Annotated in this window: 13 protein-coding genes; all 13 read left to right on the top strand. The window is 33.5% G+C overall.

Features of this window, described 5'->3' with window-relative positions; all coding sequences use genetic code 11:
- Positions 1-152: 152 nt before the first annotated feature.
- The 13 genes from HN894_01370 to HN894_01310 all read left to right on the top strand — a co-directional run bounded on the left by HN894_01370 (position 153) and on the right by HN894_01310 (position 15122).
- Positions 153-704, top strand: a complete 552-nt coding sequence (locus HN894_01370) for a hypothetical protein (protein MBT7141957.1) — start codon at positions 153-155, stop codon at positions 702-704.
- Positions 705-1148: 444 nt separating this feature from the next.
- Positions 1149-1808: a hypothetical protein gene (locus HN894_01365; protein MBT7141956.1), complete on the top strand. Its 660-nt coding sequence runs from the start codon at positions 1149-1151 to the stop codon at positions 1806-1808.
- A gap of 791 nt (positions 1809-2599) precedes the next feature.
- On the top strand, positions 2600-2983 hold the full coding sequence (locus HN894_01360) for a SnoaL-like domain-containing protein (protein MBT7141955.1): 384 nt from the start codon (positions 2600-2602) through the stop codon (positions 2981-2983).
- Positions 2984-3112: 129 nt separating this feature from the next.
- Positions 3113-4411, top strand: a complete 1299-nt coding sequence (locus HN894_01355) for a sulfurtransferase (protein ID MBT7141954.1) — start codon at positions 3113-3115, stop codon at positions 4409-4411.
- Positions 4408-5355, top strand: coding sequence for an L-histidine N(alpha)-methyltransferase (locus HN894_01350; protein MBT7141953.1), 948 nt, complete (start codon positions 4408-4410; stop codon positions 5353-5355). The genes HN894_01355 and HN894_01350 overlap by 4 nt, the downstream gene beginning before the upstream one ends.
- Positions 5356-5442: 87 nt before the next feature.
- On the top strand, positions 5443-7812 hold the full coding sequence (locus HN894_01345; GenBank protein MBT7141952.1) for a DUF2339 domain-containing protein: 2370 nt from the start codon (positions 5443-5445) through the stop codon (positions 7810-7812).
- A complete protein-coding gene (locus HN894_01340; protein MBT7141951.1) occupies positions 7796-9025 on the top strand; it encodes a DUF3999 family protein in 1230 nt (409 codons plus the stop codon). The genes HN894_01345 and HN894_01340 overlap by 17 nt, the downstream gene beginning before the upstream one ends.
- A 59-nt stretch (positions 9026-9084) precedes the next feature.
- On the top strand, positions 9085-9441 hold the full coding sequence (locus HN894_01335) for a tyrosine-type recombinase/integrase (protein MBT7141950.1): 357 nt from the start codon (positions 9085-9087) through the stop codon (positions 9439-9441).
- Between the two features lie 109 nt (positions 9442-9550).
- A complete protein-coding gene (locus tag HN894_01330; GenBank protein MBT7141949.1) occupies positions 9551-9952 on the top strand; it encodes a hypothetical protein in 402 nt (133 codons plus the stop codon).
- A gap of 245 nt (positions 9953-10197) precedes the next feature.
- Positions 10198-13023, top strand: a complete 2826-nt coding sequence (locus HN894_01325; GenBank protein MBT7141948.1) for a DEAD/DEAH box helicase family protein — start codon at positions 10198-10200, stop codon at positions 13021-13023.
- A 51-nt stretch (positions 13024-13074) separates the two neighbouring features.
- Positions 13075-13473 (top strand): GxxExxY protein, encoded by a 399-nt coding sequence (locus HN894_01320; GenBank protein ID MBT7141947.1) that lies wholly within the window; start codon positions 13075-13077, stop codon positions 13471-13473.
- Positions 13474-13476: 3 nt separating this feature from the next.
- Entirely contained in the window at positions 13477-13629 is a 153-nt protein-coding gene (locus HN894_01315) for a hypothetical protein (protein MBT7141946.1), read from the top strand.
- Positions 13629-15122, top strand: coding sequence for a restriction endonuclease subunit S (locus tag HN894_01310; protein ID MBT7141945.1), 1494 nt, complete (start codon positions 13629-13631; stop codon positions 15120-15122). Before HN894_01315 ends, HN894_01310 begins: the two co-directional genes overlap by 1 nt.
- Positions 15123-15272: the final 150 nt, after the last annotated feature.

The raw sequence follows: 15272 nt of genomic DNA, 5'->3' as shown, positions 1-15272 counted from the left end.
TTACTACATTTGTTGCAAATGAAAAATAGTAGTAAAACAATAAAAAGCCGGGTAACCCTTCGCCGGGAAGCCTTTAAAGTGCCTGAGCCGTGTGCCGGGAAACTTGCACGCACGGTTCTTAGGGGGCGTAAGCTACCCGGTTGCCGCATACCATGAAAATAGCATATAAGAATATAAGAGCACAATTAGTTCAATTCTTCATTATTGGAATTGTCATCTCTTCTTGTACGAATAAATCAATTGACCAACGCTCAGTTACAATTGGAAAAAATGAGATTGGAATTGTTCTTACGAATGGAAAGAAGTCTGTATTAGAATCTGGAAGTTTTAAAGTTGACTCTTTCGAAACCTTAATCATTTTAAACAAAGTTGACTCACTTTCTATTGATGAATTTGAATTCATAGATTTTAAAGCAAATCCGTTGTTATGTGAAGCTAAAATTGTGTTCTCACTGAAAGCTGAACATGTCAAAAACATCACAAATGACCTCGATTGGGTAGAAGACATAAAGTCCTATAAGAAAAAACTACTGTATCTAAGAGTAAGAGACGAGATTAGAATTACTGCAGGGAATTTTGAGACTAAGGACCTCATTCAAGAAAATTTCCAAAAGAATTCGAGTCTTGAGGACCTTATACAAAAGAGGTTAGAGAAATATGTGGACATAAAATCCCTTAACTTGAGAATTTATGAGAAACAGTAAGTACGACGGCATAATCGAGTAGGCGGCTGATGGCAAAATAGCCACCAGTACACCTCTCACACCACTAAGCGTACGGGTCTCGTACTTAGCGGTTCATCAAGCAAAAGAAAATTTGAACTGATGTTCAGTTGGCATATCGGGATTAAAGGAAAAAAGACAAAAATACTTTGCGAGCATACAGAATTCTTATATTTTTGCAAAAGTATTTTTAATTTAAATTAATTCATAACAAATTCAATCAATATTAGAACATGAACCGAATAAAACAACTGAAATATACGCACTTGTACCAAGCACAAAATTTAATGATATTGTTAATCCTTTCGACGATATTGAAATTAAAACTAAAAAATATTAAAGAAATAAACGGAATTTTCATTATATACTAATGTTATATACAAGCACAAGCAAAATCAACTCGACACTATACTCAAAAAATTATTTATGAAAATATTGAGAAAGCAAGAATCATTAATTGAAAAAACCAAACAGACTAAAAGAACTATTATAATATTGATTCTACTAATTGGATTTGGAATATCTGTTAATGCTCAATCTGAGAAAACTAATCATCTAGGAATAAATCTAATCTCATTATTTGGAAACACAATGGAATTAGGATATGGAATAATTACTAAGCCGAATTTATCTTTTGATATTTATTCAGGATATGTCTTCAACAGTAAATTGAGTAGTCCATTTAAAAAAGGAACACAATATGATTTAGAAAATAAATCAGGATTTTTTATAAAAATCGGTGCAAGATATAATTTACGGAAAGACTTAAAGAAACTTGCTCCATTTATTGGACTTAATATTGTAAATGCCATCGCTATTGAAAAAGGAATTTATGACCCTGATTTTGATAGTAATACACCTAATGAACCAGTAGTAAAAAACTCGTATAATTTGGGACTTAATGGAGTTATTGGAATTACAAGCCCTGCAATAAAACGAATAAATGTTGATTTGGGATTACAAATTGGAACTACATTAATAAATAATCTCCTTGACTTTCATAGTTATATGCCAGGAATGGGAGTTAATCTTGGAAGTGGATTACGAATACAAGGAATACTTAGAATTAAATATTTGATAATATAATGCCTGTGTGTAATATAGCTTTGCAAGCTTTTTTTTCTTTACTTTTTTCTTGATAAAAAGCAACAAAAAATCAAAAAAAAATGATGCTACGACCCACATGCCAACGCCCGCCATTTTTTAGGACGAGTCAGAGTCACATATAATTTTTAACAAAATTATTTTGGTGGGAACAACTATTGAAAATTGCCTGTAAACAATGAAATTCTCGTTTTCTGCAAATTATTATCTCATTATTGAGTTTGCAGTAACTATAATGCGGTGGTGGCATCAGAGAATTTTGGTTCTTTTTATCAAGAAAAAGAAAACAAAATTAATCTAAATTGTTAATATTCAGTACGCAATAACATGTAAAAACGCAAATCGGACTTTTAGCCTTTTACAAATTCAATTTACCTTTAGATGACAAAAAAAGGTTATTTTCATAAAACTTTCGAAGGAGTTTGTTTCCTAAGGTTTTCGAAGAACAGCCTATGATAATGCAATTTAGCATTTTAGCTTACAGATAGCTATCACCAAAACATTTCTCTTCAGTACCTCAAAATAAGATTTAACCGTAATTTGTGAATATTTTTGGGTATAACTATTTGATATTCAGGAATTATAATTATACAACCCTTCCAAAATTGCAATACTACCTTTTTTTTGCATATTTGTTTTTTTAATAAATTAATAAATTGGAGAGAGAAATATGAAATGAATTCCGGAAAAAATTATTAGCATCTGATAAGTGTCAGAAACTTGAAGTTAATATTAGCTTTCTCTGTGATACTCACAAAAATTAAAAAAATCAAATGAAAGATAAAATAAAACAAAACAAACAAAATGCAATTGCCTTTTACAAAATGGCATATGAAGGAAATCCAAAAGAAGCTGTCAGTTTATTTGTAGGTTCCGAATACATTCAACATAATCCTTTAGTTGGAGATGGCACTACACCATTTATTGAATATTTCGAAAGAATGGCAAAAGAATATCCGCGTAAATCTATAGAATTTGTCCGAGCTATTGAAGAAGGAGATTTGGTTGCTCTTCACACACATCAAATTTGGCCGGATAATTTTGAGTATGTTACAATGGATTTTTTCAGATTCGATAAAAATGGCAAAATTGTAGAACATTGGGATTCAATACAAGAAATACCAAAAAACTCGGCTAATGAAAATACAATGTATTAAACAATTACAACTTCTACTATTAAATCATTAGAGAAATAGTTTTCAAAAACATGCAAATAAACCTACACTATAAAACCGACAGTTTCTGCTCCCGAGACACAAAAATTAATCACAATTAAGCAAATTTTCATGAAAGAATTAAATCTAATTTCCACCAATAATTTGGAGAGAATTATTGAAGATACAAATGTTAAAATCATTGATATACGCCCTTTAGACACATACAATGGCTGGAAACTAAAAAACGAATTACGCAGAGGACATATAAAAAATGCTAAATCATTGCCTCTTAAATGGTTCAATTATATGGATTGGATCGAAATAGTAAGATCGAAGCAAATTTTACCGGAACATAAAATAATTATTTACTCTTATGATGATAAGGATAATTCTGTTGCTGCAAAAACCTTTATTAAATCAGATTATAAAAACGTTTTCGTTTATCAGGACTTTTTAAAAGACTGGGTAAATAATCCTGAATTACCAATGGAGCATCTATCAAGATACAAAAATCTTGTATCGGCCGAATGGGTAAAAAAGTTAATTTCAGGTAACAAACCAGATAATTACAATAACAACAAATATGTAATATGTCATTCTCATTATCGAAACCGTGACGCTTATCTTTCAGGGCATATTCCCGGAGCTATCGATATGGATACCTTAGCTTTGGAAGCTCCCGAAACCTGGAACAGGCGTTCTCCTGAAGACATAAAAAAAGCTTTGGAAAGTCATGGAATTTGTGCCGACACAACTGTAGTTTTATATGGCAAATTTATGTCTCCCGACAATAATGATGAATTCCCCGGAAGTGCAGCCGGACATATCGGAGCTATTAGAAATGCTATGATTATGTTATATGCAGGAGTTAAAGATATAAGAGTGCTTAATGGAGGTTTTCAATCGTGGAAAGATGCAGTATTTGAAGTAGTTACAGACGATGTTCCGAAAAAACCGGTTAAGGATTTTGGCACTAAAATACCAGCTAAACCAGAAATTATTGTAGATGTCCCCAAAGCCAAAGAAATGATAAAAGCTACAGATGCCGACATAGTCTGTGTAAGAAGTTGGGCAGAATATATTGGCGAACTAAGTGGCTACAATTATATTGTGAAGAAAGGCCGTATTCCCGGAACAGTTTTCGGAAATTGCGGAACCGATGCTTATCATATGGAAAATTACCGCAACCTTGACCACACAATTCGTGAAGCACAAGAAGTGGCAGAAAACTGGAAAGAAGTGGGAATTACTCCCGATAAACATCTGGCATTTTATTGCGGAACAGGTTGGCGAGGCAGCGAAGCATTTTTTAATGCCTGGCTTATGGCTTGGCCTCGTGTTTCAGTATTCGACGGCGGATGGTTCGAATGGAGTAACAATCCTGATAATCCTTTTGAAACCGGAATTCCAAAAAATGATAGCGAATGATTGAACAATTTATAAAAGACGTTGACGACGGATTAAGTAAAAATCTCAAGACCTTATCTTCGAAATATTTTTACAATAAAAGAGGTGATGAATTATTCGTGAAAATAATGCAACTTCCGGAATATTACCTTACAAATTCTGAATTAGAAATATTTAAAACACAGTCGGGAAACATTATAAGAAACTTACATTTAGAACCTACTGATTATTTCGAACTTATTGAGCTGGGAGCCGGAGACGGACATAAAACCAAAGAACTGATTAAAGCATTGTTAGAAAAGAATTACAATTTTGATTTTTTGCCAATCGATATTTCTCACAATGCTTTGAAGCTAATTGAGGAAAATATAAAAACCAAATTTCCGAATCTTTCTTTAAAGAAGAAACAAGGTGATTATCTTCAGGTTCTTGATTCTTTGAAAGTAAGCAAACAGAAGAAAGTAGTTTTGTTTTTGGGTTCGAATATTGGAAATCTTGATGACAAACAAGCAGCGGAATTTATTTACAAACTTGGAGCAAACCTGCAAGCTGGTGATAAATTGATACTTGGAGTAGATTTAATAAAGTCAGAATCTATTGTTTTGCCGGCATACAACGATTCTCAGGGCATCACCAAAGAGTTCAACCTAAACCTGTTAAATCGCATTAATACAGAACTTGACGGAGACTTTGATTTGAAAAAGTTCGATCATGTTCCAGAATATTCAGAAAAAGAGGGTTACGCCAAAAGCTATCTTGTGAGTAAAAATGATCAAAAAGTAAATCTAAAGAAATCAGGGAAATCCTATACATTTAGAAAAGGTGAACGATTACTTACCGAAATTTCAAGAAAATATAATGATGCCATAATTCAAAAATTAATTCGAAATACCGATTTTAGTTTGCTTTTCAAAGCAACTGATGAAAAACAATATTTTGCCAACTATATATTTACCAAGATCTGATAATGAAAATTTTTAAACTTTAGCTAAAGTGTAACAAAATCACATTCAGTGGATAATTAGAGCATTTACACACTATAAAAAGAAAAAATGAAGAATTCACAAGACCAAATAAATGAGCTTCTTGAAAAGCTGGAAATCCTTTCAAAAAAGCAATACACCTTTTCAAGAGAGATACATAATTTACGTACAGAAATAAACAAGCTGAAAACTTTCGAAGCAGAAACTTCGACAGAAAAAGAAGCAGAAGAACAGGATATAACAGTAGCTGACGCATACTTTGAAATCAAAAAAGAAAAGCCAAATTCTATCACTGAAAATTATCAGCCACAGAAAAAACAAGAACAAGCAACACAAAAAGTTCCAATATTCAAACGAAAAGCAAAATCTAACCTTGAAAGGTTTATTGGTGAAAACCTAATCAATAAAATTGGTATTGGCATTACCATAATCGGTGTTGCTATTGGAGCCAAATACGCAATTGACAACCAACTAATAAATCCTATGACAAGAATTATTCTTGGATATTTAGTAGGTATCGGGCTGCTTGGTTTTGCCATAAAACTCAAAAAAAATTATTTGGGTTTTAGTGCAGTTTTATTGAGCGGTTCAATGACCATAATGTATTTTCTCACTTTTGCGGCTCACAGTTTTTACGACCTGATTCCACAAGTTTTAGCTTTTATACTTATGGTACTTTTTACAGCCTTTACTGTAACTGCTGCCATAAACTACAATAAGCAAGTAATTGCTCATATTGGATTGGTTGGAGCTTATGCGGTTCCATTTTTGTTGAGTGATGGCACCGGTGAAGTAGCTTTCTTATTCAGCTATACTGCAATTATCAATGCAGGTATTCTTGCCTTAGCTTTTAAGAAATACTGGAAACCACTTTACTATTCTTCGTTCGGGCTTACATGGTTAATGTACTTTTCGTGGTATGCCTTAGAATTCCAAACAAGCGAACATTTTGGTCTGGCTCTGACTTTTCTTATAATATTCTTTTCAAGCTTTTACCTTACCTTTCTTAGCTACAAACTGCTTCAAAATGAAAAATTTGATAAAGGCGATATTATATTGCTGCTTTCGAATTCCTTTATTTTCTATGGAATTGGCTATAGCATTCTTGACAATCATAAAACAGGCGAACAATTATTGGGTTTATTTACACTTTGTAATGCTATTATACATTTCATTGTAAGTGCAATAATATATAAGCAAAAACTTGCCGACAAGAATCTGTTTTATCTAATTTCGGGCTTGGTTCTGATTTTTATTACTATTGCCATTCCTGTGCAAATAGATGGCAACTGGGTAACATTACTTTGGGTAGCTGAAGCTGCATTGCTATTTTGGATTGGCAGAACCAAAAATGTTCCTGTCTATGAAAAATTATCCTACCCGCTTATGATTTTGGCATTTTTTAGTATTGTCCAAGACTGGAAAACATTCTACGACAGCTATTCTCCCGAAAATCCGGAAACAAGGATTATACCACTAATCAATATCAATTTCCTTAGTTCAATACTTTTTATTTCAGCCTTTGGGTTAATCAACTTTCTGAACCGAAGCAAGAAATATATTTCTCCATTAGTGTCAAAAAATGTAGTATCAAAAGGCATTTCCATTTTCATACCGGCAATTTTGCTATTTATAATATATTTTGCTTTCCGTTTGGAAATTGTGAACTACTGGAATCAACTTTTTAAAGATTCAGCAATTTCAATCAGTTCAGAAGCTCAGGACTATCCAAATTTCCATTGGAATTCTGACTTAAACAAGTTCAAATTAGTTTGGATAATCAATTATTCTTTGCTTTTTGTTTCCTTATTGGGAATAATAAATTTCAGAAAATTAAAAAACCAACAATTAGGATTTATTAACCTTGGCTTAATTATTTTGGCTGTTGCAGCATTTTTAATTCAGGGGCTATATGAGCTCAGTGGATTGCGCGAGAGCTATTTGGAGCAAACACTATCGCAATATTATCCAAGAAGTGCTTTTAATATTGGAATAAGATATATTTCATTGGCATTTGTATCATTACCGCTTTTTGTTTGCTACAAATATATTCGTCAGGATTTTATGAAACAGGATTTCAAAAAAGCATATAGCTTCTTGCTTCATACTTCTATTTTATGGATTGCCAGTAGCGAATTAATCAACTGGATGGACATAGCCGAATCAAACCAATCTTATAAACTTGGCTTAAGTATTTTGTGGGGAATATATGCACTACTTCTTATTGTTTTGGGAATTTGGAAAAAGCAAAAGCATTTGCGAATCGGGGCAATTGGCTTGTTTGGTGCAACGCTTATAAAACTCTTTTTCTACGATATTTCACATATGGATACTATTTCAAAAACTATTGTTTTCGTTTCATTAGGCATACTGCTTTTAATAATTTCATTTTTATACAACAAGTACAAGAATATTATTTCCGATGAAGCTGACAATTAATATATTCACTTTTCTGCTGTTTGTTTATTCATTATCTTTTGCACAGACAGAACAATACAACTATAAGCGAGAATTAAAAGGAATTTCAGAGCAATGGCACAAAATTATTCTTCCGGACGAGATTTTTGGAAAGACCTCACAAAATCTTTCAGACATTAGAATTTTTGGCATAAAAGAAAATTTTGACACCATTGAAGCTCCTTACCTATTGCAACTAATGGCTGAGAAAAAGTCTAATAAAAAAGTCAGGTTTAAACTTCTAAACATTTCTCACAAGCAAGAGGGCTATTATTTCACATTTGAAATTCCGAAAAGAGAGCCAATAAACCAAATCAAACTTGATTTCCTGCAACAAAACTTCGACTGGCGAATTGCTCTGGAAGGTAGCCAAGACCAGTACGAATGGTTTACTATATTGAAGGATTACCGTATTCTTTCAATCAAAAACGACTTGACCGACTTTCAATTCACCAAATTGACTTTTTCAGGTTCTCAATACCAATTTTTCCGAATACATTTTATGAGTGAGGAAAAACCTGAATTAATCGCAGCGAATATTGCACAGCAAGAAATTACGGAGGGTATAATAAGAAACTACCCAATAAAAAAACTCAGCACAAAAGAAAATAAACAAAACAAACAAACTGAAATTGATATTGAATTGAAATTAGCTGTTCCTATAAGTCAAATCAAACTACGTGTAACAGATACTTTTGACTACTACCGTCCCATAACAATAAAATTTCTAAGAGATTCTTTTAAGACAGAGCAAGCCTGGGAATACCATTACAGCACATTAACATCTGGCATATTAAATTCCATTGAAGAGAATAAATTTAAGTTCAACAAAAGAACTACTCAAAAGTTAAAAATACTGATTCACAATCATGATAATCAAGCTTTGAATATTGGCACAATTGAAGTGAAAGGATACATACACAATTTGGTAGCTCGCTTTACAGAACCGGCCTCTTATTACCTGAGTTATGGAAATAATTCAAAAACAAATCCACAATACGATATAAATCGTTTCACCAACAATATTCCTAAAAAATTGAAATCCTTGGAATTGGGCAAGGAAATTTTAATAAAAATGGAACAAACTCCTTTGAAAAATCCAATTTTCAATAACAAAACATGGCTTTGGTTAATTATGTCGAGTATAATCTTGATCCTTGGCTGGATTACTTTAAATATGTTAAGAAAAAAATAATCTTGATTTTCAAGTTTTAAAAAATAGAATTACATTTGCTGACAGATAGTTTATTTAAGATGAACAAACCGGAAAACAGATTAATAAATCATATTCATAATGAAAAACCGATAATAGATTTTGATTTTGAAGGAACGGTAATTGAAAGAGTAAAATCAATAGCAGGATTTCAGTGGAGCCAAATTATGAGGTTTTGGCATATTCCGAAAAAAGCTGAAACCAAAAGGAAATTGGCACTGCAGTTGTTAAGACATTCCTTTGCAATGCACCTTCTTGCAAACGGAATTGATTTAAAATATTTGCAGGAATGGTTTGAACACGAAAACTCAAAAACAAATGAGATTTGTACACATATCTCAATTACTGCTTTTGATAACATTAGAAATTCTATCAATGATTCATTTGAAAAATATTAGTATCTTTGTGAAAGAAAAATATAAACAATTGTGATTATACCTCTTATTTGGCGGAAAAAGTACAAATGAACATACACTTAAGTTGGCTCCAATTGAAAAATAAGAAAACATGAGACAAATAATTACAAATTCATTAATACTTATCTTTTCAATATCGTCTTTCGCACAGATTTTGAATTTTGATTTCTTTAATAGCAAAGGGAAACAGTATAGTATTATGACACTAAATGAGCAACTGGAAAAGGAATATAATGCTGAATTTGATGAAAAAATAATACTTCTTGAAACAGTCAGTCTTACCGATTCGATATATAAATCACAAAAGAGAATATTGGATGTACTGAATGCAGAAAGTTTGCAATTAATATATATCACAGCCTGTTTGACAAAAGAGTACAAGGATGGATATCATACAACAATTGAAAAAGCAAAAGAACTCATGGAAGAAAATCCTAATTATAGAATTAGAATAATTGGTTCACAGGCAAATGTATTATTTGAAAGCACTTAAATAATTAATAAGAATAAAATTGAAAAGATATTAAAAAATTGAAAGATTAACTGGCTATAGCAGCAAACCAAAGTCCATAGCTACTATAGTGTTATCAAGACAAATGAGAAGTAACATTAACATAGAAATCAAAAAACAACTTATAAGAGTACGACTACAGGTCAGATTTGCTAACCGCTACAATGAGGATTTTAAAATGAAAATTGTATCTTGTGCAATTTAATTATATAAATATTTTTTTTAATATGACAGATAATATCAACCAAAATCCTGAGCAGATTGCTAGAGACAAAATCGACCAAATGTTGGTGGATGCTGACTGGCTTGTGCAATCGAAAAACAAGGTTGATTTATCGGCAAACAAAGGTGTTGCAGTAAGAGAATACCAAACGGATGTTGGACCAGCAGATTATGTATTATTTGTTGAACGCAAACCTGTTGGAATCATAGAGGCGAAACGAGAAGAAGAAGGACACCGATTAACAGTTGACGAGGAACAATCATCGGAATATGCCAATGCGAAACTTAAGTATCTGAATAATGACCCTTTACCTTTCGTTTATGAAAGTACGGGAGTTATCACTCGATTTACAGATTACCGCGACCCAAAACCAAGAGGAAGAATTGTATTTAGTTTTCACAAACCCGATACTATTGCTGGGTGGTTGAAAAAAGATAAAAGTTTAAGAAACCGTTTGCAAGATATACCAACACTTGACCCAACAGGGCTTCGCCCTGCCCAGATTGTGGCTGTTGAAAATCTGGAAACATCGTTTAAAAACAATCGCCCAAAAGCATTAATTCAAATGGCTACAGGTGCAGGAAAAACCTTTACCGCAGCTACATTTATATACCGATTACTTAAACATGCCGATGCAAAACGAGTACTGTTTTTAGTGGACACCAAAAACCTTGGCGAACAGGCAGAACAAGAATTTATGACCTTTCAGCCTACCGATGATAACCGAAAATTTACCGAACTCTATAATGTGCAGCGATTATCATCAAGCTACATTGCTTCCGATAGTCAGGTATGTATTTCTACCATTCAGCGTTTGTATTCCATTTTAAAAGGTGAAGAACTGGAAGAAAGTGCCGAAGAAGAAGCTACCGAGAACAACACATGGTTAAAGCAACAAGCCAATAAAAAGAAAGCCGTTCCTGTTGAATATACCAACAGAGTACCCATTGAGCAATTCGACTTTATTGTGATTGACGAATGCCACCGTTCTATTTACAATCTTTGGAAACAGGTGTTGGACTATTTCGATGCTTTCCTGATTGGATTAACAGCCACACCCGATAAGCGTACTTTTGGATTCTTTAATGAGAATGTAGTAAGTCAGTACACTTATGAGCAATCTGTTACCGATGGCGTGAATGTACCTTACGATGTGTACAGCATTGAAACAGACATTTCACAAAAAGGCGAAGTGATAAAAGCAGGGTGGTTTGTTGACCGCCGCGATAAACTCACACGGCAAAAACGCTGGCAACAGGAAGATGTAGACACGCAATATTCAAGAAATGATTTGGATAAAAAGGTGGTGAATCCTAGCCAAATACGAAATATTATTCGTGAATACAAACGAGCTTTAAAAGCTGAGATATTCCCGAATCGTGTGGATGAAAAAGGAGAATACGAAATACCCAAAACACTCATCTTTGCCAAAACCGACAGCCATGCTGACGATATTATAAAAATTGTACGTGAGGAATTTGACGAGGGCAACGACTTTTGTAAAAAAGTAACTTATAAAATTGAGGAAGACCCTAAATCGGTATTGAACCGTTTTAGAAATTCCTATTACCCACGTATTGCCGTTACCGTTGATATGATTGCCACAGGTACCGATGTAAAACCTTTAGAGGTATTGCTTTTTATGCGCGATGTAAAAAGCATCAATTACTTTGAGCAGATGAAAGGGCGTGGAACCCGAACCATCGACAAAGATAAACTGATGCAGGTGACCCGTACCGCCAACAGCAAAACTCACTTTGTAATTGTAGATGCCGTTGGAGCAACCAAAAGTAAAAAGACCGATAGCCGACCTTTGGAACGCAAGCCAACTGTTGCGCTGAAAGATTTATTGGGTGCAGTAACTATGGGGCACGAAGACGAAGATTTGTTTCTTTCGCTCGCAAATCGATTAATCCGTTTAGAAAAGCAGATTACCGAAAAGGAAAAAGATAAGTTGCTGGATTATTCAAAAGGCAAAAACCTGAAACAAATTACCAAGGAACTGATTACTGCCTTTGACCAAGATGAGATTGAAAAGAATGCGGAGCGTTTATTGAGCGGAGTCGAAATAAGCGACAGAACGCCTGCACAGTTAGACGAAGCAAAAAAGGAAGCACAACAAGAATTAATAAATCAGGCAGCAAGCACCTTTAATGGCGAACTGAACAACTACATTGAAAATGTGCGCCGCGAGCACGAGCAGATTATCGACCATGTAAATATCGATACGGTAACCAAATCGGAATGGGATAGTTTTACCACCGAAAAGGCAAACGAAACCATTAAGGATTTTACCGAATATCTGCAACAGCACAAAGACGAGATTAAAGCACTAAGCATATTCTACAATCAGCCTTACAATCGCCGTAACATTACCTTTAAAATGATAAAGGATGTAATGGAAAAGCTAAAACTGGAAAAACCATTACTGGCTCCCGATTATGTATGGAATGCTTACAATACTATAGAATCTGTAAAGACGGGGCATGCCCCGTCTCAGCCTAAAGACGAATTAACCGCTTTGGTTTCTTTAATACGCCGTGTGTGTGGTATCGACGATGAGTTAAAACCTTTTGACAAAACCATAAACGAAAATTTTCAAAACTGGATTTTCAAACAAAATGCAGGGCAACACAACCGATTTACAACAGAACAAATGGAATGGCTACGCATGATTAAAGACCATGTAGTAAGCAGCTATCATATTGAAATAGACGATTTAGATTATACCCCTTTCGATGCTCAAGGTGGTAAGGGTAAAATGTATCAGCTATTTGGAAATGAGATGGATAAGATTATTGATGAGTTAAATGAAGTGTTGGCGGCGTAAAAATGTCTTGAACTGTGATTGCTGTGATGAATTTGATAACATGATGAAAAGATGATAAATAAGGATTACAAATATTCTGAATTGACAGGCAAAATAATTGGGGCTGCCATGGAGGTTCATTCCTTTTTAGGTAATGGTTTTCAAGAAGTCATTTACCAGAGAGCCTTATCACATGAATTTGAGTTGAGAAGAATAGCTCATCAACGAGAAGTTGAAATGGATGTGATGTATAAAAACATTCAGGTAGGCAGACGGAGAGTTGATTTTTTGGTTGATGAAACTATTAGTGTTGAAATAAAAGCGCTAACTCAATTAGAACCTGTGCATTTGGCTCAGGCAATAAATTATTTGGAAGCCTATAATCTTGAAATTGGATTACTGATTAATTTTGGCGAAACAAAATTGAAGTTTCACCGATTAGAAAATAAAAAATATAAAAAACAGTCTTAAACTATGATTGCTCTGATGGATATGAAAAACATGATAGAGAAAAAAGCAAAAAATACTTTCCAAAACTTTGATAATATTGAAATACAAGATGGAATTTATTCATGTCCATCACAAAAATCAAAATCAATCACAGTTCAAGACAATTTAGCTGCATAATGAAAGAGGATTGGATAGAAATCGAATTTGGAAAGCTTTGCACCTTTTCTCAAGGAATACAAGTTCCGATTAAGGAACAGTTTACGGAAACCAATAACGATAGAGTTCGTTTTTTAAGAATTATTGATTTCACTCAAGGTGATGAACCTGAGAGGTATGTAAAAAGCATTGAAGGGAATCATCTTGTCTCAAAAAATGATATTTCAATGGTAAGATATGGAACAGTAGGTTTTGTTTGTACAGGAAAACAAGGCGCTATTGCCAATAATCTTTTTAGAATTATACCCAATATCAATGTTGAGAAAAAATATTTAATTCAGTTTTTAAAATCATCCTTATTTCGGCAGTATATTAATGCCAAAGGTGCGACAATGCAAGCTTTAAGTTTTGGCTTAATTAAGCCAATTAAAATTCCTCTCGCCCCACTCCCCATCCAACGTGCCATCGTTTCCAAAATAGAAACCCTGTTTTCTGATTTAGACAATGGCAGAGCCGACCTTAAAAAAGCACAAGAGCAATTGAAAATTTACAGGCAGGCAGTGCTTAAAAAGGCGTTTGAGGGGGAATTTACAAAAGAATGGAGAGAGCAACAAAGCAACTTACCCACTGCCGCAGAATTGTTGGAACAAATAAAAGAAGAACGCCAAAAGCATTACGAGCAACAACTCAAAAACTGGAAACAAGCAGTTATAACTTGGGAAGAAAATGGTAAAGAAGGGAAGAAACCGAGTAGAATATCAAAACCTAAAGATTTTCCAGAAGTTTCATTAGAAAATATTGAAAATTATGATGCTATTCCTTCAAGTTGGAAATGGAATAGATTTGGAAATGTAACCTATAAAATAGGTGATATAGACCATAAAATGCCTAAAACTGTTGAAGATGGTATGCCCTATTTGTCAACAGGTAACATAAAAAAAGATGGTACTATTGATTTTGAAAGTGCAAAGCTTATTTCTATACTAGACTTTGATAGGTTAGCATTAAAAATCAAACCAGAAAAAGGAGATATTATCTTTCCAAGATATGGTACGATTGGAAGAAATATTTTAATAGACTTTGACAAAGAATTCCTTGTTTCATATGCTTGTGCAATTATTAAAAACATCACAAAGTTGATGGATGGGAAATTTGCTCTATATTATTCTTTATCGCCAGTAATTAAAAAGGAAATAAAAAGATATACCGTTGAAACAACACAGGCTAATATTGGAATTGCATCTATCGAAAGTTTTGTTTATCCTCTTTGTTCAAAGCAAGAACAACACCAAATCGTCCGAGAAATAGAATCCCGCTTATCCGTTTGCGATAAAATAGAGCAAAACATAACAGAAGCCCTAAATAAATCGGAAGCCCTGCGGCAAAGCATACTTAAAAAAGCCTTTGAGGGTAAATTATTAAGTACCGCAGAAATTGCACAATGTAAACAAGAGGCAGATTATGAGCCTGCAAGTGTGTTGTTGGAGAAGATTAAAAAGGAGAAAAAGAAATAGTAAATTTGGAATATGATACAAGAAAGGAATCACATAAAGGTATTTGTAGCTACTACGGTTTATAATTTTGAAAGTGACTTAAATCGTATCTATGAGTTATTAGATAATTTAGGTTACGATGTATATATGTCTCACAAAGGAAGCATTCCT

The sequence above is a fragment of the Bacteroidota bacterium genome (assembly GCA_018692315.1).
GTDB lineage: Bacteria > Bacteroidota > Bacteroidia > Bacteroidales > JABHKC01 > JABHKC01.
Note: the sequence above shows the minus strand (reverse complement) of the source record. Positions and strands in the feature narration are given on the sequence as shown.